Raw genomic sequence first — 18,942 nt, forward strand, 5'->3', positions numbered from 1 at the left:
CGGAGTCACGGTGCGTGACCCCGGTGAAGCACAGCATGGTTGACGTTCAGTCACCCCAACAAGCGCTTCGGGCATATTCCAGCGCAAGGGAGTATGCGTGCTGCATACTGTGCGACGCACTTTGCGGGGAGTCGAACAAGGGGGATTACCGGGCCCCTGCCCAAGGCGAGCGGCGCGCAGTCCGCACCCCGGAACCGTCGCTCCGACGGCACCGGGTTCGTTGCGCCACAGAACCACTCGCACCCAACGGAGAGTACCCGAGCGGAACGCCGACTCCCCCCTGTGACGAGTCACACCTAGGACACAACCCGATATCGACCCTCCGTGACCGCTTCTGTGTGGTGGGTCCGACATTTCGCACACGGGTTGCCAGAGTCTGACATCGCCGTCCATCGCTCACCGTCCTCGCCGCCGCGCCCGCCCGCCGTCAGCCGATCAGGCCCGCCGCCAGCGCCTCTTCCGCCTCGGCCGCCGTGCCCCAGCACTCGGCCCGCAGCCAGGCCCGCTTGAGGTGCAGATGGACATCGGCCTCCCAGGTGAAGCCCATCCCGCCGTGGACCTGCAGACAGTCCCGCGCGTTGCGCACCGCGGCCTCGTCGGCGAGCAGCTTGGCGCCCGTCACGTCCGCGCCACCGCCCGTGACCGACGCGGCATACACCGCGCTTCGGGCGATTTCTGCACGTACGAGCATCTGCGCGCACAGATGCTTGACGGCCTGGAAGGAGCCGATGGGCGCGCCGAACTGCACCCGCTCGCGGGCGTGGGCGACGGCCATCTCGACCGTGCGGGCCGCGCTGCCGAGCTGCTGGGCCGCCGTGAGCAGCGCGGCCTCGCGCCGCAGCCGGGGCAGGTCCAGGCCGGCGAGGGGGGCCGTGAGCGGGGCGTGCGCGATGCGGGCGAGCGGGGTGAGCGGATCGACGGAGGCAAATGGAGCGCAGGACACCTGGTCCGGCGCGCTACGGTACGCGCCGGCCGTGCGCCCCTGTGCGCCCCCCGCGACCGCTCCCGCGCCGGCCGCGTCCCCCGCCACGACGACCAACTCGTCGCAGTCGCCCGGGTGTTCCCACAGCGCCGGCTCCCGCGCGCCGTCGCACAGCCCGACGATCCGCTCACCGGTCGCGACGCCGTCCACCGCCCCGGCCAGCAGCTGGCACGCCACCAGCGGCCCGGGCAGCAGCGCCCGCCCGGCCTCCTCGAAGACCAACGCCGCCTCCGGCAGTCCGAGCCCCACCCCGCCGGCCGCCTCCGGCAGCCGCAGCGCGAAGAGGCCGGCCGCGCCCAGCTCCCGCCACAGCGCACGGTCCAGCGCCGGGTCGTCGACGGCCGCCCGCAGCCGTTCCCGGTCGAACCGGCCGGCCAGCAGCTCCCGCATACCGTCGCGCAACGCCCGCTGGTCGTCGGTGAGTTGGAAGTCCACCGGCGCCTCACCGCCCCTTCGGCAGGCCGAGGATCCGCTCGGCGACGATGTTCTGCTGGATCTGCGAGGTACCGGCCGCGATGGTGTACGACAGGGACGACAGCCGGTCGGCGATCCACTCCTGGTCGGCGTCGAGCGCCCCGGCGCCCAGCACCTCGGCCGCCGCGTCGTACAGCTCCTGGCGGGCGTGCGAGTAGCGCAGCTTGAAGACCGAGCCGCCGGTCCCGGGGACGCCGCCGCCCCGCTGGGCCGCGCTCACGTTCCACTGGGTCAGCCGCCACAGCGCCGCGAAGTCCGCGCTCAGCCGGCCGAGTCTGCGGCGCAGCACGGCGTCGTCCCAGCGGCCGTTGGCGCGGGCCGTGCGGGCGAGCGCGCCGAGCACCCGCCGGCAGGCCACCACCTCTCCCACGAAGGCGGTGCCGCGCTCGAAGGACAGCGTCACCATGGTCACCCGCCAGCCGTCGTTCTCGGCGCCGATCCGGTGGGAGAGCGGCACCCGGACCTCGTCGAGGAACACCTCGGCGAACTCCGTCGACCCGGCGAGGGTGCGCAGCGGCCGGACGGTCACCCCGGGCGCGTCCATGGGCATCGCCAGCCAGCTGATGCCGCGGTGCCTGGGCGCCTGGGGATCGGTGCGGACCAGCAGCTCGCACCAGTCGGCGACCTCTGCGTGCGAGGTCCAGATCTTGGCGCCGCTGACGACGTAGCTGTCGCCGTCGCGTACCGCCGTGGTGCGCAGCGCCGCGAGGTCGGACCCGGCGTCCGGTTCGCTGAAGCCCTGGCACCAGACCTCCTCGCCGCGCAGGATCGGCGGCAGCCAGCGGGCGCGCTGCTCGGCGGTGCCCTCGGCGGCGATGGTCGGCCCGGCGTGCAGCAGCCCGACGAAGCCGGCGCCCACATAGGGGGCGCCGGCGCGCTCGGTCTCCTCCAGGAAGATCAGGTGCTGGGTGGGGGTGGCGCCCTGCCCGCCGGCGTCCCGCGGCCAGTGCAGCCCGGCGTATCCGGCGTCGTACAGCATCCGCTGCCAGGCGGTGTCGTACGCCCGCCGGCCGGGCCAGTCGGTCGCGGCGGGCCTGGCGGGGAGCGTCGGCAGCACCTTCGCCAGCCACGCCCGCAGCCGCGCCCGGAAGTCCTCCTCCTCCGGCGCGTAGGCCAGGTCCATCAGCGGACCGTGTCGTCGAGGTCCAGGCCGAGCATGCGGATCGCGTTGCCCCGCATGAGCTTGTGGACCGTCTCGTCGTCCAGGCCCTTCACATGCTCCAGGGCGACCTCCTTGGTGTGCGGGAAGGTCGAGTCGACATGCGGGTAGTCGGTCTCGAAGGTCGCGTTGTCCCGGCCGACCACGTCCAGCGACGCCACCCCGTGCTTGTCGCGGAAGAAGCAGCAGAAGATCTGCCGGTAGTAGTACGTGGACGGCGGCTCGGGGATCAGGTCGCGCACCCCGCCCCAGGCGCGGTGCTCCTCCCAGACGTCGTCGGCGCGCTCCAGGGCGTAGGGGATCCAGCCCATCTGCCCTTCGGAGTAGGCGAGTTTCAGGCGCGGGTGCTTCACCAGGACCCCGCTGAAGAGGAAGTCCATCATCGAGGCCATCGCGTTGTTGAAGGAGAGCGAGGCCTGCACGGCGGGCGGGGCGTCGGGGGACGCGGCCGGCATCTGGGAGCTGCTGCCGATGTGCATGTTCACGACCGTGCCCGTCTCCTGGCAGGCCGCGAAGAAGGGGTCCCAGTAGCCGGAGTGGATCGAGGGCAGCCCCAGGTGGGTGGGGATCTCGGAGAAGGTGACCGCACGGACCCCGCGCGCCGCGTTCCGCTCGATCTCCGCGACGGCCAGGTCGATGTCCCACAGCGGGATGAGGCACAGCGGGATGAGGCGGCCGCCGCTGGCGCCGCACCACTCCTCGACCATCCAGTCGTTGTACGCGCGCACGCAGGCCAGGGCGACCTCCTTGTCGTGCGCCTCGGCGAAGGTCTGGCCGCAGAAGCGCGGGAAGGTCGGGAAGCACAGGGACGCCTCGACGTGGTTGAGGTCCATGTCCTTGAGGCGTTCGGCCGGGTCCCAGCAGCCGGGCCGCATCTCCGCGCGGGTGATCCCCTCCAGCGTCATGTCGTCCCGGTCGAAGCCGACGGCGGCGATGTTGCGCTTGTACGGGAACTTCAGGTCCTCGTAGATCCACCAGTCCGCCGGCGGCCCGTCCGGGTCCATGGTGATCTGGTACTTGCCCCCGACGTACGCGAGGTCGCCGATGCCGGCGGTCAGCGGCCTGGGCCCCCGGTCCCGGTACTTCTTCGGCAGCCAGGTCTCGAAGAGGTGCGCGGGCTCGATCACATGGTCGTCGACGCTGATGATGCGCGGTAGCTCCATCGGGTTCCCCATCGTTGTCCCCTCACCCCGTGTCCGGGCGGCCGGGTTCAGCCGTATCTGATGCACCGTCAGAAAAGAGGCTAGCCCCGCCCCCTCTGGACCGACAAGGCGCCGACCCCTAACCTCTGCACCGAATCTGACGCGCCGTCAGTCATGCGGAAGGGGTGGCGGATGACCGGTGGCACCCTGTGGGACCTGGTGGCGTGGCGGGCCGCCCGCACCCCCGGCGCCGCCGCCCTCGTCCAGGGAGCGGCGGCGGCCCGGCACGAGCGGCGGATCACCTTCGGCGCGCTGCACCGGCGCGCCGAACGGGTGGCCGCCGGCCTGTACGAGCGAGGGGTACGGCCCGGGAGCCGGGTCGTCTGGCAGCTGCCGACCCGTATCGAGACCGTGCTGCTCAGCCTCGCGCTGGCCCGGATCGGCGCCGTGCAGAGCCCGGTCGTCCCGCTCTACCGCGACCTGGAGGTGGGCCAGGTGCTGCGCCGGACCGCGGCGGCCTTCTACCTGGTCCCCGGCGTCCGGCGCGGCTTCGACCACGGCGCGATGGCACACCGTCTGGCCGCCGCCCTGCCCGGCCCGCCCACCGTCGTCACGGCGTACGACGAGAGTCCCGGCAGCCTCCCCGACGCCGACCCCGCCGTGCTGCCCCCGCCGCCCACCGACGCCGACGAGGTCCGCTGGATCTACTGGACCTCCGGCACCACCGCCGGCCCCAAGGGCGTCCTGCACACCGACCGCAGCCTGCGCACGGCCGGCCGCCAGCTGGCCGACGCACTGCGGCTGGGCCCGTCCGACATCGGCTCGATGGCCTTCCCGTACGCCCATGTCGCCGGCCCCGACTACACCGTCATGCTCCTGCTGCGCGGCATCCCCGCGCTGCTGCTGGAGCGCTTCGAACCGCCCACCTCACTCGCCGCCTACCGCCGCCACCAGGTCACCGTCGCCGGCGGCTCCACCGCCTTCTACTCCCTCTTCCTCGCCGAGGCGCGCAAGCTGCCGCCGGGGCACCGGCTGCTGCCGTCGCTGCGGCTGCTGGCCGGCGGCGGTGCGCCGCTGCCGCCCGCGCTGTACCACGAGGTCGTCGCGGCCCTCGGCTGCCGGCTCGCCCACGGCTACGCCATGACCGAGGCCCCGATGGTGACCATGGGCGATCCCCTCGACAGCCCCGGCCGGCTCGCCACGACCGCCGGCCGCCCGCCCGCCGGCATGCAGCTCCGGATCGCCCCCGGCACCGGGGAGATACTGCTGCGCGGCCCGGCGGTCTGCCGGGGCTACCTCGGCGAGCCCTCCCCCTTCGACGCCGACGGCTTCCTGCCCACCGGCGACCTCGGGCGGCTCACCCCCACCGGCCACCTCGTGGTCACCGGCCGGCTCAAGGACGTCATCATCCGCAAGGGCGAGAACATCTCCGCCCAGGAGATCGAGGAGCTGCTCCACCGGCACCCGGACGTGGCCGGCGCGGCCGTCGTCGGCCTGCCCGACCCGGCACGCGGCGAACGGGTCTGCGCCGTCGTCGAACAGCCCCCGGGAACCGCCCGGCTGACGCTCACCGCGGTCGTGTCCCATCTGCGCTCCCAGGGGCTCGCCCCGCACAAACTCCCCGAGCAGCTGGAGGTACTGGACGCGCTGCCCCGCGGGGCGACCCTGGGAAAGGTGCTGAAGGGGGAGCTGCGGGACCGGCTCGGGGGCACCTGTTAGGCGCGGTACAGCGCCCGGGCCCGGGCAAGATCGACCGATCCGGTTTCCGGGACGGTCAGGAAGTGGGCCGTCTGCCACTTCTGGGTGCTACGGGCCTGGCGGCTGGTCGTGGTGACCCACGGCGGGTAGATGCGGAAGCCCCGCTTCCCGCCGGTGCCGTCGCGCGACACGATGTCCCGCTCGGCCAGCACCTCGCGCGGGAAGACGAACTGCCCGAAGTGCGCTCCCTCCCGGCTGCTGATGACGAAGAGGTCGACGGCGTCGGCGGCGTCGAAGGGCTGGATCGGGCCGCCGTCGCACCGCTTCCACACCGTGACGAACTGGCCGACCTTCGTCGGGGTGGTCTTGCCCACCCGGAACCTGACGGCCCGGCCGTCCACGGTGAAGGCGTGCGCACCGTACTCGGCGCTCTCCGCCTCGGGCACCGGCCGTGAGCAGCGAAATCCGCACGGGTCGTAGACGGAGGCCCGCGCCGCCAGCAGCTCGTCGTGCATCGGCCCCGCGCCCGGCCAGGTGCTCGCGGCATCCGCCGCCCGGCGCTCGGCAGTCGTCCCGTCTTGCGTCGTCACATCGCCATCGTGCCATCACCCGCGCGCCGGCGCGGCGCCGCTGACGCGCGCGGCTCAGCCCGGCCGGTACGCGCTCGTCGCCTGCTCGTAGAGCCGGTCCACCTCGCGGCGCCCGCCGTCCGGGCCGATGACCAGCACGAGGTGGTAGCGGCCCTGGTGGATCATCGCGAGGTTGCGTACGTAGACCTCGCGGCCGCTGCCGTCGCGCCACGAGAACGTGCCCTCCGCCATCGCCGTCCGGCCGACGTCGATCCGCCGCAGGCCGGAGGCCGAGGCCCAGCTGGAGGCGCGGTACGGGGCGAGCTCGGGCTCCTTGTTCTGCAGATACGCCATCGGGTCCGCGCCGTACTTCGCCGTCGTGTCGCGGCCGGGCACGACCAGCAGCTCGTAGTCGCCGCCGACGTAGCGCACCTGGCCCTGGCCGTTCGCACCGCGCCGCTGCCAGCCCTTGCGGACCGCGACCTGGAAGCCCTTGGGGTCGGTGCGCACCTCGAAGCCCTCGGCGACCTCCGCCGGCGCGGTGGTCCCCGGTGCCGCGGTGCCGGGCGCGCCGCCGTCGGGGTCGCCGGACGGTGTGCGGCCGGCGTCGGGCGCCGCGCCGGACGTGGCCGTGCGGTCCGCGCCGACCCGTCCGGCCCCGGCGTCCTCGCCGGCCTTCGGCAGGAACGCCATCGCGTAGATCACCGCGCAGACCAGGAGCAGCAGGATCGCGGTGAGCAGCAGCCGGCCGAGGTTGCGCGGGGCGCCGCGCGGCGGCCGGGCCGGCCTTGCCTCGGCCGCCACGCCCACCTGGCCCAGCATCTGCTGCTCGTACAGGTCCCGGTCGGAGGTCCTGGACCGCCCCGGCGGCTTCGGCGGTTTGCCGAGCCGGGCGGTGCGGGCCGGTCTGGGCTCCCGCAGCGGCTTGGGCTGCTTCGGGGGGCGGGCCAGGCGGGGCGGCGGCGACGGCGGTCCCCCCTGCTCCTTCGGGCTCGGGGGCGGGAAGGTCTGCTCGGCGGCCGGCGCCGTCCGGCGGGGCGGCACCGGTGCGCCGGCGGGGGTCTGCGCCGGGGCGGCGGGCGCCGGGTGGGGCTGGGCGCGCCGGGGGGTCCGGCCCTTCTTGTGCCGCCCCCTGCGGACCAGTTCGCCGCGGCGCCGCAGGATCGGCAGCCGCCGTGGATCGCCGCCCTGCTCCAGCGCCGGCATCGTCACCAGCCGGGTGCCGCCCGCCGGCTCCGGCGCCGTACGGATCAGCGAGCGCAGCCAGCCGCGCAGCTCCTCGAAGTCGGGCCGGTCGGCGGGGTCCTGACGCAGCAGGGACTCCACCACCGGACGCAGCGCCCCGCACTCCTCGGCGACCGCGGGCGGCTCGGAACAGACCAGCTGCGCCAGTTCGACGGCGCTGTCCTCGGGGAACGGCGGATGCCCCTGCACACTGCGGAACAGCAGCGCGCCGACCGCCCACAGATCGGTGGCCGGGCCGACCGGCGGCGCCAACTGCCATGTCTCGTGCACCGGTCCGGCCTGCTCCGGCGCCCAGCGCTCGGTGACCGGGCCGATGACGGTCAGCCGCGCCTGCCGCGCGCGCTCGGCGGCGAGTGCGCTGGTGGGACGGCCGTATGAGGCCGGCTCGCCGTCGTCGGCGGTGGCGCCGCCGCCCGGGGCGGAGCCGGCCGCCGCGGACTTGGTCAGCGTCACCCCGGCCTCGGCCGGCGAATCGTATCCGCACAGCGCCTCCTGGGCCGCGCCCGCCGCCAGACCGGTCAGGATCGCCCGGCCGTCGTCGCAGACCAGGACCGTACGGGTGGTGATGTTGCGGTGCGGCCGGCCGTCCGCGTGCAGCACCCGCAGCGCGGTGAGCAGATCCGCGGCGATCTCCGCGGCGCGGTGCGGGGACAGCGGCCGCTCGGCGAGCAGCGCGGCCAGCGGGCGGGCGGCGAGCAGTTCGCCGACGATCCACAGGCTGCCGTCCTGCGCGAAGACGTCGAAGACCTGCTCCAGCCGGGGGTGGTCGGGCAGCTGCGCCACGGCCGTGGCGGCCTCCAGCGCTCGTCGCACGGCGGGGTCCCGGGGGCTGCGGTCGGCCACCCCCGCCGGTTGCCCGCCGCCGAAGCGGGTGCCGCCGGAACGCTGCTCGGCGTGTCCGGCCGCCGGTGCCCCCACGACCTCCGCCTCGACGACCTCCGGCAGCGGGACCTGACGGATCAGGACCTCCTGCCCGCTGTAGGTGTCGAAGGCCCGGGTCTCGGTGAAGTCGTCGTCGCCCGGGGGCCGCGCGGGCAGGCGGTAGCGCTCGGCGAGCACCCTTCCTGCGTACTCGTCCACGACGCCTCCCCGCAGCGCGCGCTGTGTCTACCGTCGCGCCGGAGCCGCCCGCCGGCACCGAAGCCGATGGTCACTTCCGGTCGTGTTCCCGCCGATTGCGGATGCGTACGGTCTCGATGTCTCAGATGTCTCACGATACGTGCCCGCACCGGAGGTTGCGGCCCGCTCGGCCGAACGACGCGCGCCCTCTCCGCCCGGCACCGCACCCACCACGCCCTTCGCTCAGTCCTTCACCGCGAAGGTCCGAAACGCGGTCGCGATCAGCTCCTGGCACGCCTTGTCCGACCAGGCGTCCGCCTTGCAGGTGATCATGATGGCGTAACCGTGCTGGTCGTCGGCCCGGAACCCGCGGTTGAGGACCCGCACCTTCTGGCCGCTCTGCTTGCGGGTGAACGACCAGTCGGCGACGGTCGGATAGCCCCGCCACTTCACCGACTTGATGCCGATCAGGTGGTAGTCGTCGCTGGAGCCGCGCACGCTCGGCTCCAGGCTGCGCCAGGCCGCCGCGGCGTCGTCGCCGGGCTTGGCGTTGTAGTCGACCTGGACGCGCGGGAAGCCGCCCGAGGCGCTGTATATGGCGCCGGAGTTCGCCCCCGCGGTATCGGTCTGGTGGAAGCCCTTGGGCATCGCCATACGGAAGTGGAAGCCGCCGTTGGAGACCTCGGCGAAGCCGGCCGGCACGGCCTTGCCGTCGCCCTTGCCGCCCTTGCCGCCGTTCTCGCCGCCCTTGTCGGCGGCCGGGGTGGCGGGCTGCCCGCCGGGCCGCTCCGCACCGTCGCCGCCGGCGTTCTCGTCGTCGTCGGCCTTGGCCGATTCGGACGAGGGCTTGGACCGGCCGGCGGAGGAGGTCTTGTCGCCGCCGCCGGACGCCTTGCCGCCCTTCTCCCCCGCGTCGTCGCCGCTCAGCGCGACGGCGAGGACCGTGCCCAGCACCGCGAGGGCGACGACCACGGCCACGATGACCAGCGTGCGGCGCGGGACGACGTCGGTCAGCGACGCGCGTGCGGTGGACGGGCGGTTCCCGTCTCCGGGTCTGGACTCCGAGCGGGCCGCCGCGGCGGCGGCAGCGTTGCGTACGGACTGCAGGGCGCCGCGCAGCCGCTCCTTGGCGGCGTCGGTGTCGAAGCCGCCACGAGCGGACGAGGTGCCCTCCGCCGTCGCGCCACCGGAGCGCGAGGTACGCGAGGCGGCCGAGCCCTCGGCCGCCTTCCGCGGACGTTCGGGTGCGCGCGCCGCAGCGCTCGCCGTCTTGGCGGCGGCCTTGGCCGCACCCGCCGCGCCGTGGCCGTTCGCACCCGCCGTGCTCTTCGCCCCGGGCTCCGCCACCGGGCCGGCCGCCGGCTTCGCCTTCGGCCGCGTCACCCGTGTCTTCGGGGCGGCCTTCGGCTTGGCCGTGCTCTTGGGCTTGGCCGCACCGCGCTTCTCGGGCGCCGTGGGCAGCACCATCGCCCGGGTGGCGTCCATCGGGGGCTCCGGCACGGTCTGCTCCGGGGCGTGCACGACGTCCAGCAGCAGCGCCCGCGCGCCCTGGTCGTCCAGCCGGGCCGCCGGGTCCTTCACCAGCAGGCCGTAGATGACCTCCTCCAGCACGCCCGCGCTCTTCGGCGGCTCGACCGGCTCGGTCATCACGGCCGTCAGCGTGGCGATCGCCGAGCCCTTGTCGTACGGCGGCACGCCCTCGACGCAGGCGTACAGCAGCCCGCCCAGCGACCACAGGTCGGCCGGCGGGCCCGGCTTCTGGCCGCGGGCGCGCTCGGGGGAGATGTAGGAGGGGGCGCCGACGAGCATGCCGGTCGAGGTCACGGAGGGGTCGCCCTCGACCTGGGCGATACCGAAGTCGGTGAGCACGACCCGGCCGTCGTCGGACATCAGGACGTTGGACGGCTTCACATCGCGGTGCAGGATGCCCTCGCCGTGCGCGGAGCGCAGCACGTCGAGCACGGCGAGACCGACCTCCGCGGCGCGGCGCGGGGTGAGCGGCCCGTCGTCGCGGACGACCTCGGCGAGCGAGCGGCCCTCGACCAGCTCCATCACGATCCACGGCCGGTCGTCCTCGTCGACCACGTCGTAGACCGTCACCGCGCCGTTGTTCCGGATCCGGGCGATCGCCTTGGCCTCGCGCAGCGTGCGGGTGATCAGACGACGCTTCTCGTCCTCCTCGACCCCGCCCGGGAAGCGCAACTCCTTGACTGCGACCGTACGGCCCAGGACCTCGTCGCGTGCCCGCCATACGGTGCCCATGCCGCCCCGGCCGAGAACATCGGCGAGCCGGTACCGGCCGGCGAGCAGCCTGCCCTCCTTGCCGTCCATCTCGACCTTGTCGCCCACTGAATCCCCTCTGCAATCCAGCCGAGTTGGCAGCTTTTGTGACACATCGATCACCAAACTGGCCCAACTCGGACAACCCACCCTGGCAGAGCCTTCATTCTCCCTCATCCGAGGCCGTGCGGAAGGCCCGGGTCGGTGCCGGTCACCGTCGCGCACCCGTCATGATGGCCGCGACGAACGGGAGTCTGGATGACGATGCGCCCGCCCCGCCCGGTTCCGGCCGGCGCCCTCGGCCCGGCGCCGCGGCCGGCCGGCCGCCGCCGCGCGCCGGCGCGTCCCGGCGCGCTCACCGCCCTGGCCGCGCTGGCCCTGGCGGCCTGCGCCGCGCGCGGTCAGGTCGCCCCCGTCCATCCGGTGGGAACCGCCCAGAAACCGTCGGCGACGACGCTGCCCGCGCTGCGCCGACTGGTCGCCGACGGCGCGCCGGGCGCGGCCTCCCTCGTCACCCGCGACGGCCGCTTCGCCGCCTCGCGCTTCTCCACGGCCGGCGTCGCCGATCTGCGCAGCGGCCGCAGGATGGGCGAGTCGGACCACTTCCGGGCCGGCAGCCTCACCAAGACCCTGGTCGCGACCGTGGTCCTGCAGCTCGTCGCCGAAGGCGGACTGGCCCTGGACGACACCGCGGCCGCGCACCTGCCCAAGGACATACCGGTCACGGGGCCGGGCGACCGCGGCGACCTGCGGACGGTGACGGTCCGCCAGCTGCTGGACCATACGAGCGGCCTGTTCAACTACACCGACGACTCCCGGCTGTCCCGGCAGCTCGAAGGCAAGGGCTTCGGCGCCCACCGCTACGACACCCACACCCCGGCCGAGCTGCTGCGGATCGCCCTGAGCCACCCGCCGGTGGCGGCCCCCGGCACCCGCTACTCCTACTCCAACACCAACTACCTGGTGCTCGGCCTGATCATCAGGGCGGTCACCGGCCATCCGTACGCCACCGAGATCCACCGCCGCATCGTCGTCCCCGCCCACCTCGACCACACCTCCTTCCCCGGCACCGATCCGGTGCTGCCCACGCCGCACGGGCGCGCGTACGCCGCCGTCGGCGCCCGCCGGGTGGACGCCACGTCCCTGGACCCCAGCCGGGCCGGCGCGGCCGGCGAGATGGTCACCACACTGGGCGACCTCAACCGCTTCTACTCCGCGCTGCTCGGCGGCGAGTTCCTGGCGCCGCGCCAGATGGCCCAGCTGCGCAGCGAGAAGCACACCGGCGGCGCCTACGGCCTCGGCCTCTTCGCGACCGAACTGCCCTGCGGCGTCACCGTCTGGGGGCACACCGGCGACATCAACGGCTCCTTCGCCCAGACGGCGGGCAGCGCCGACGGCCGCCACCTCGTCAGCTACCGGGTCAACACCGACGCACTGGCCCACCCGGCGCACGGCACCGACGTGCTGACGGCCGAGTTCTGCGCGCGACGGCGCAGCTGAGGTCCTCGGCGCCCCCACTGCCTACAGCGGAACGATGTCCGGCGCCCCGAGCCGCGCCGCATCCGCCGTCAGATCGTCCGGCTGCCGCTGCGATTCGCGCTCCGCCTCCACCCGCTTCTGGTAGTGCGCGATCTCCTTTTCGACCTGGTCGCCGTCCCAGCCCAGCGCGGGGGCCATCAGCTCGGCCACCTCGCGGGCGCTGCGGGTGCCCCGGTCGAAGGTCTCGATCGAGATCCGGGTCCGCCGTGTCAGCACGTCGTCGAGGTGCCGCGCCCCCTCGTGTGTGCACGCGTAGACCACCTCGGCGCGCAGATAGTCGTCCGCGGCCGCCAGCGGCTCGCCCAGCGAGGGGTCGGCCACCACCAGCTCCAACAGCTCCTCGGTCAGCGACCCGTACCGGTTCAGCAGATGCTCTATGCGCGCCACATGCAGTCCGGTACGCGCCGCGGTCCGGGCCCGCGCGTTCCACAGCGCCTTGAAGCCCTCGGCCCCGACCAGCGGCACATCCTCCGTCACACACTCCGCGACCCGCTGGTCGAGCGCGTGCACCGCCTCGTCGACGGCGTCCTTGGCCATCACCCGGTACGTCGTGTACTTGCCGCCCGCGACCACCACCAGGCCCGGCACCGGATGCGCGACGGTGTGTTCGCGCGACAGCTTGCTGGTGGCGTCCGACTCCCCCGCCAGCAGCGGCCGCAGCCCGGCGTACACCCCCTCGACGTCGTCCCGGGTCAGCGGCGTCGCCAGCACCTCGTTGACGTGCTCCAGCAGATAGTCGATGTCCGCGCTGGACGCCGCCGGGTGCGCCTTGTCCAGATCCCAGTCCGTGTCCGTCGTCCCCACGATCCAGTGCCGCCCCCACGGGATGACGAACAGCACGCTCTTCTCGGTCCGCAGGATCAGTCCGGTCGTCGAGTGGATCCGGTCCTTGGGGACCACCAGGTGGATCCCCTTCGACGCCCGTACGTGGAACTGCCCGCGCTCACCGATCAGCGCCTGGGTGTCGTCCGTCCACACCCCGGTGGCATTGACGATCTGCCGCGCCCGGATCGCGTAGTCGCCGCCCCCCTCGACGTCCTGCACCCGCGCGCCGACCACCCGCTCGCCCTCGCGCAGAAAGCCCACCACCCGCGCCCGGTTGGCGACCTGCGCGCCATAGGCGGCCGCGGTCCGCACGATCGTGGCCACATACCGCGCGTCGTCCATCTGCGCGTCGTAGTACTGAAGCGCGCCGACCAGCGCGTCCTTCTTCAGACAGGGCGCCACCCGCAGCGCCCGCTTGTGCGACAGATGGCGGTGGACGGGCAGCCCCCGGCCGTGTCCCGACGACACCGACATCCCGTCGTACAGCGCCACGCCCGATCCCGCGTACCACCGCTCCCAGCCCTTGTGCTGCAACGGGTAGAGGAACGGCACCGGTTTGACCAGATGCGGCGCCAGCCGCTCCAGCAGCAGCCCCCGCTCCTTCAGCGCCTCCCGCACCAGCGCGAAGTCCAGCATCTCCAGGTACCGCAGACCGCCGTGGATGAGCTTGCTCGACCGGCTGGACGTACCCGAGGCCCAGTCGCGCGCCTCCACCAGCCCGGTGGACAGACCGCGCGTCGCCGCGTCCAGAGCGGTCCCGGCCCCGACGACTCCGCCGCCGACCACGAGGATGTCCAGCTCCCGCTCCGCCATTCGGGCGAGCGCCTCGGCCCGCTGCGCCGGTCCCAGTGTCGCTGTCTTCACCGCTGCCTCCCGTTGCCGTGGGGCCACTGTGGTCGGGGGCACGCCCCCGTCCGTCGATTCTGTCCGCGCTACGTGCCGCGAGCCACCCTCCGCTCACGGTGGCAACACCCGGCCACCTTGATCCACCAATCCCTATTCTGGGCCAAATATCCGCTTAGTCTACTTATGCACCATCCATCTCCGTCATGCGCTTTCCGCATCCTCATCCGAATACGCCACCCGCAGTCGCTCGGAAAGGAAGGCCGCAGCATGCCCGCAGATCTCGCCGTCATCGGACTCGGTCACCTCGGCCTCCCCCTCGCCCAGGCGGCCACCGCCGCCGGCATCGGCACCCTCGGCTACGACCCCGACCCGCACGCCGCCGCCCTCACCGGCGCCGACGGGCCGCTGTCCGCCGCCGAACTGCGCCGGCTGCTCTCGGCCGGCTTTCGCACCACGACCGACCCCACCACCCTCGGCCGGGTCCGTACCGCCGTCATCTGCGCGCCCACGCCACTGGGCGAGGACCGCGCCCTGGACCTCACCGCCATCGCCGACGCCGCCCGCACCCTGGCCGCACAACTGCGCCCGCACACCACGGTGATCCTCGAATCCAGCGCCTACCCGGGCGCCACGGAGGAATTCCTGCGCCCCCTGCTCGAAGCGGGCTCGGGCCTCGTCGCCGGACGCGACTTCCACCTCGCCTGCTCCCCGGGCCGCCACGACCCCGGCAACCGCACCCACCGCTACGCCAACACGCCCAAGGTCATCGGCGGCCTCACCCCCGCCTGCACGGAGGCCGCCGCGGCGTTCTACGGCCGCCTCACCGACAAGGTCGTCCGCGCCCGGGGCCCCCGCGAGGCCGAGACCGCCAAGCTGCTGGAGACCAACTACCGGCACGTCAACATCGCCCTGATGAACGAGATGGCGGTCTTCTGCCATGACATCGGCGTCGACCTCTGGGACGTCATCCGCTGCGCCGAGACCAAGCCGTTCGGCTTCCAGTCCTTCCGCCCCGGCCCCGGCGTCGGCGGCCACGCCGCCGCGGTGGACCCCAACTACCTCTCCTACAAAGGCCGTTCACTGGGCTACCCGCTCCGCATGGTCGAACTCGCCCAGGAGGTCAACGGCCGCATGCCCCGCTATGTCATCCAGCGCTGCGCCACCCTGCTGAACGAGCACGGCAAGTCCGCGCGCGGGGCCCGCATCCTGCTCCTCGGCGTCACCTACAAACCCGACGTCGGCGACCAGGCGGGCTCCCCGGCCTGGGAGATCGCCTCCCGCCTGATGGAACTCGGCGCGCACATCACCTACCACGACCCCTACGTCCCCCGCTGGACCGTCCTGGACCGCCCCGTCCCCCGCGCCGACTCGCTCTACGAGTCCGCCGCGGCCGCGGATCTGACGGTGCTGCTGCAGCCCCACCGCACCTACGACCTCCAGGGCCTGTCGGTGAAGGCCCAGCTCCTGCTGGATACCCGGGGCGCCACCCCCACGGGCGCGGCCCACCGGCTGTGACGCGCGCCGTGCCGCACAGGCGAAAGCCCGGCCGCACCGTGGTGCGACCGGGCTCTGCGAGGCGGGGGAACGGGGGGACTACCGCCGCGGCGCGACGGTGACCTCGACCCGCTGGAACTCCTTCAGCTCCGAGTACCCGGTCGTGGCCATCGCCCGGCGCAGCGCACCGAAGAAGTTCATCGAGCCGTCGGGCGTCGTGGACGGCCCGAGCAGCACCTCCTCCGTCGTGCCGACCACACCGAGGTCCATCCGCTTGCCGCGCGGCACGTCCTCGTGGACCGCCTCCATGCCCCAGTGGTGGCCGCGGCCGGGCGCGTCCGTCGCACGGGCCAGCGGGGAGCCCATCATCACCGCGTCGGCGCCGCAGGCGATCGCCTTGGGAAGGTCACCGGACCAGCCCACACCGCCGTCGGCGATGACATGGACGTACCGGCCGCCGGACTCGTCCATGTAGTCGCGGCGGGCGGCGGCGACGTCGGCGACGGCGGTCGCCATCGGGACCTGGATGCCCAGGACGTTGCGCGTGGTGTGCGCGGCGCCGCCGCCGAAGCCCACCAGCACACCGGCGGCACCGGTCCGCATCAGGTGCAGCGCGGCGGTGTACGTGGCGCACCCGCCCACGATCACCGGGACGTCCAGCTCGTAGATGAACTGCTTGAGGTTCAGCGGCTCGGCGGCCGACGACACGTGCTCGGCGGAGACCGTCGTCCCACGGATCACGAAGATGTCGACACCGGCGTCCACGACGGCCTTGGAGAACTGCGCCGTGCGCTGCGGGGAGAGCGCCGCGGCGGTGACGACGCCCGCGTCGCGCACCTCCTTGATCCGCTGGCCGATCAGCTCTTCCTTGATCGGCGCGGCGTAGATCTCCTGCAGCCGCTTGGTGGCCGCGACGCCGTCCAGCTCCGCGATCTCGGCGAGCAGCGGCTCCGGGTCCTCGTAGCGGGTCCACAGCCCTTCCAGGTTGAGGACGCCCAGGCCGCCCAGCTCACCGATGCGGATGGCGGTCTGCGGGGAGACCACCGAGTCCATGGGAGCGGCCAGGAACGGCAGCTCGAAGCGGTAGGCGTCGATCTGCCAGGCGATCGAGACCTCCTTCGGGTCGCGGGTGCGGCGACTGGGTACGACGGCGATGTCGTCGAATGCGTATGCCCGGCGGCCGCGCTTGCCGCGCCCGATCTCGATCTCAGTCACGTGTGTGGCCTTTCCCTCTTTGTCTGCCGTTCCAGTATCCCCGACGCGCCGAAGCCCGCGGCCGGGGTCCGGCCGCGGGCTCCACGGTAGGCCGTGCCGGGCCCTCTCCAGCGGAGCGGGGCCCGAGGGTCGGCGGCTAGCGCCGTGCGTAGTTCGGCGCCTCGGTGATCATCTGGACGTCGTGCGGGTGGCTCTCCTTGAGGCCCGCGGTGGTGATCCGCACGAAGCGGCCCTTCTCCTTGAGCTCGGGGATGTCGGCGGAGCCGACGTAGCCCATGGAGGCGCGCAGACCGCCGATGAGCTGGTGCGCGACCGAGGCGAGCGGGCCGCGGTAGGGCACCTGGCCCTCGATGCCCTCGGGGACCAGCTTGTCCTCGGAGAGCACGTTGTCCTGGAAGTAGCGGTCCTTGGAGAAGGACTTGCCCTGGCCGCGGGACTGCATCGCGCCCAGCGAGCCCATGCCGCGGTAGGACTTGAACTGCTTGCCGTTGATGAAGACCATCTCGCCGGGCGACTCCTCGCAGCCGGCCAGCAGCGAGCCCAGCATGACGGTGTCCGCGCCGGCCGCGATGGCCTTGGCGATGTCGCCGCTGTACTGCAGACCGCCGTCACCGATGAGCGGGACCCCGGCCGCGTGACACGCCTGCGCGGCCTCGTAGATCGCGGTGACCTGCGGGACGCCGATGCCGGCGACGACCCGGGTGGTGCAGATCGAGCCCGGTCCGACGCCGACCTTCACCCCGTCCGCGCCCGCGTCGATCAGCGCCTGGGCGCCGTCCCGGGTGGCGACGTTGCCGCCGACGACATCGACGCTGATGTTGGACTTGACCTTGGCGATCATGTCGAGGATGCCGCGGCTGTGGCCGTGCGCGCTGTCCACGACGAGGAAGTCCGCGCCGGCCTCGACCAGCGCCTGCGCCCGGTCGTACGCCGCGTCGCCGACGCCCACCGCGGCACCGACGACCAGCCGGCCCTCGGCGTCCTTGGCGGCGTTCGGGTACTTCTCCGCCTTGACGAAGTCCTTGACCGTGATCAGGCCCTTGAGCACACCGTTGTCGTCGACCAGCGGCAGCTTCTCGATCTTGTGGCGGCGCAGCAGCTCGATGGCGTCCTCGCCGGAGATGCCGACCTTGCCGGTGACCAGCGGCATCGGCGTCATGACCTCGCGGACCTGCCGGCGGCGGTCCATCTCGAAGGCCATGTCGCGGTTGGTGACGATGCCCAGCAGCTTGCCCGCGGCGTCGGTGACCGGCACACCGCTGATCCGGAACTTGGCGCACAGCGCGTCGGCCTCGGCGAGGTCGGCGTCCGGGCGGACCGTGATCGGGTCGGTGACCATGCCGGACTCGGAGCGCTTGACCAGGTCGACCTGGTTGGCCTGGTCCTCGATGGACAGATTGCGGTGGAGCACGCCCGCGCCGCCCTGCCGCGCCATGGCGATGGCCATGCGCGCCTCGGTGACCTTGTCCATCGCCGCGGACAGCAGCGGGATGTTCACCGTGACGTTGCGCGAAACCCGGGACGCGGTGCTCACCGCGTTCGGCAGCACCTCCGACGCGCCGGGCAGCAGCAGCACGTCGTCGTACGTCAGCCCGAGCATGGCGAATTTGGCGGGCATACCGTCGACGTTGTCACTCATGACACCTTCCCCAATGCTCTTGCCTCAGCGCGGACTCCCATGCTAACGGCCTAGAGAAGTGTCCCAATCCACGAGCGATGAGGGCCTCGTCACTTGTGCATTTCTACGGCGACTTCACGCCGCCCCTTCGGGCCCGCGCCTACTGCTCGGCGAGCGCCCGCAGCCTGCTCAGCGCGCGGTGCTGGGCGACCCGCACCGCACCGGGCGACATCCCCAGCATCTGGCCGGTCTCCTCGGCCGTCAGCCCGACGGCGACCCGCAGCAGGACCAGCTCGCGCTGGTTCTCCGGGAGGTTCGCCAGCAGCTTCTTGGCCCACTCGGCGTCGCTGCTCAGCAGCGCCCGCTCCTCGGGGCCGAGGGAGTCGTCGGGCTGCTCGGGCATCTCGTCGGACGGCACGGCCGTGCTGCCGTGCCGCATCGCGGCCCGCTGCAGATCGGCGACCTTGTGCCCGGCGATGGCGAAGACGAACGCCTCGAAGGGCTTGCCGGTGTCGCGGTAGCGCGGCAGCGCGCAGAGCACCGCGACGCACACCTCCTGCGCCAGGTCCTCGACGAAGTGCCGGGCGTCACCCGGCAGCCTCGACAGACGGGTGCGGCAGTAGCGCAGGGCGAGCGGGTGCACATGGGCCAGGAGGTCGTGGGTGGCCCGCTGGTCGCCCTCGACTGCGCGTGCGACGAGATCGCCGATCTCCTGCTTCCCGTCATCGCGCATCGGTCCATGGTGCCTTGGTGCCGAACGATCTGCGGCACTGCCCCCGTCGTTGTGCCCCGAACCG

Annotated in this window: 13 protein-coding genes; 3 read left to right on the forward strand and 10 right to left on the reverse strand. The window is 73.2% G+C overall.

Annotation, left to right across the window (positions count from 1 at the left end):
• Positions 1 to 427: 427 nt before the first annotated feature.
• Genes ACZ5XZ_RS18935 through ACZ5XZ_RS18945 form a run of 3 tightly spaced genes read right to left on the reverse strand, consistent with a single transcriptional unit; the run spans position 428 to position 3,778 of the window.
• On the reverse strand, positions 428 to 1,417 hold the full coding sequence (locus tag ACZ5XZ_RS18935) for an acyl-CoA dehydrogenase family protein (RefSeq protein WP_468979337.1): 990 nt from the start codon (positions 1,415 to 1,417) through the stop codon (positions 428 to 430).
• 7 nt (positions 1,418 to 1,424) lie between these two features.
• Complete coding sequence (locus ACZ5XZ_RS18940) at positions 1,425 to 2,579, reverse strand: acyl-CoA dehydrogenase family protein (RefSeq protein ID WP_468979339.1); 1,155 nt, start codon at positions 2,577 to 2,579, stop codon at positions 1,425 to 1,427.
• Positions 2,579 to 3,778 carry an amidohydrolase family protein gene (locus ACZ5XZ_RS18945; protein ID WP_468979340.1) on the reverse strand — a complete coding sequence of 400 codons (1,200 nt, stop codon included), beginning with the start codon at positions 3,776 to 3,778 and terminating at the stop codon, positions 2,579 to 2,581. Before ACZ5XZ_RS18945 ends, ACZ5XZ_RS18940 begins: the two co-directional genes overlap by 1 nt.
• Before the next feature lie 171 nt (positions 3,779 to 3,949).
• Here ACZ5XZ_RS18945 and ACZ5XZ_RS18950 point away from each other — a divergent pair, with 171 nt between their 5' ends.
• Positions 3,950 to 5,476, forward strand: coding sequence for an AMP-binding protein (locus ACZ5XZ_RS18950; RefSeq protein ID WP_468979342.1), 1,527 nt, complete (start codon positions 3,950 to 3,952; stop codon positions 5,474 to 5,476).
• On the opposite strand, the gene ACZ5XZ_RS18955 is transcribed toward ACZ5XZ_RS18950, so the two are convergent.
• From ACZ5XZ_RS18955 to ACZ5XZ_RS18965, 3 genes are all read right to left on the reverse strand, one after another.
• The gene (locus ACZ5XZ_RS18955) at positions 5,473 to 5,970 is read right to left on the reverse strand and encodes a MepB family protein (protein WP_468979427.1); all 498 of its coding nucleotides are present in this window, start codon (positions 5,968 to 5,970) and stop codon (positions 5,473 to 5,475) included. The two genes, ACZ5XZ_RS18950 and ACZ5XZ_RS18955, sit on opposite strands and share 4 nt — an antisense overlap.
• 129 nt (positions 5,971 to 6,099) lie before the next feature.
• Positions 6,100 to 8,349, reverse strand: a complete 2,250-nt coding sequence (locus ACZ5XZ_RS18960) for a protein kinase (RefSeq protein ID WP_468979345.1) — start codon at positions 8,347 to 8,349, stop codon at positions 6,100 to 6,102.
• A gap of 222 nt (positions 8,350 to 8,571) precedes the next feature.
• Positions 8,572 to 10,677, reverse strand: a complete 2,106-nt coding sequence (locus tag ACZ5XZ_RS18965; protein WP_468979347.1) for a serine/threonine-protein kinase — start codon at positions 10,675 to 10,677, stop codon at positions 8,572 to 8,574.
• 189 nt (positions 10,678 to 10,866) lie between these two features.
• On the opposite strand from ACZ5XZ_RS18965, the gene ACZ5XZ_RS18970 reads away from it, so the two are divergent.
• The gene (locus tag ACZ5XZ_RS18970) at positions 10,867 to 12,108 is read left to right on the forward strand and encodes a serine hydrolase domain-containing protein (RefSeq protein ID WP_468979349.1); all 1,242 of its coding nucleotides are present in this window, start codon (positions 10,867 to 10,869) and stop codon (positions 12,106 to 12,108) included.
• A gap of 21 nt (positions 12,109 to 12,129) precedes the next feature.
• On the opposite strand, the gene ACZ5XZ_RS18975 is transcribed toward ACZ5XZ_RS18970, so the two are convergent.
• Positions 12,130 to 13,836, reverse strand: a complete 1,707-nt coding sequence (locus ACZ5XZ_RS18975) for a glycerol-3-phosphate dehydrogenase/oxidase (protein ID WP_468979351.1) — start codon at positions 13,834 to 13,836, stop codon at positions 12,130 to 12,132.
• Positions 13,837 to 14,085: 249 nt separating this feature from the next.
• Between ACZ5XZ_RS18975 and ACZ5XZ_RS18980 the strand changes: the two genes are divergently transcribed.
• A complete protein-coding gene (locus ACZ5XZ_RS18980) occupies positions 14,086 to 15,333 on the forward strand; it encodes a nucleotide sugar dehydrogenase (RefSeq protein ID WP_468979353.1) in 1,248 nt (415 codons plus the stop codon).
• Positions 15,334 to 15,411: 78 nt separating this feature from the next.
• On the opposite strand, the gene ACZ5XZ_RS18985 is transcribed toward ACZ5XZ_RS18980, so the two are convergent.
• From ACZ5XZ_RS18985 to ACZ5XZ_RS18995, 3 genes are all read right to left on the reverse strand, one after another.
• A complete protein-coding gene (locus ACZ5XZ_RS18985) occupies positions 15,412 to 16,527 on the reverse strand; it encodes a GuaB3 family IMP dehydrogenase-related protein (protein ID WP_468979355.1) in 1,116 nt (371 codons plus the stop codon).
• A 136-nt stretch (positions 16,528 to 16,663) separates the two neighbouring features.
• A complete protein-coding gene (guaB, locus tag ACZ5XZ_RS18990) occupies positions 16,664 to 18,166 on the reverse strand; it encodes an IMP dehydrogenase (protein WP_384430030.1) in 1,503 nt (500 codons plus the stop codon).
• A gap of 139 nt (positions 18,167 to 18,305) precedes the next feature.
• The gene (locus ACZ5XZ_RS18995) at positions 18,306 to 18,878 is read right to left on the reverse strand and encodes a sigma-70 family RNA polymerase sigma factor (RefSeq protein ID WP_393487483.1); all 573 of its coding nucleotides are present in this window, start codon (positions 18,876 to 18,878) and stop codon (positions 18,306 to 18,308) included.
• Positions 18,879 to 18,942 lie beyond the last annotated feature (64 nt).

This window comes from Streptomyces sp. NPDC033270 (assembly GCF_055576575.1).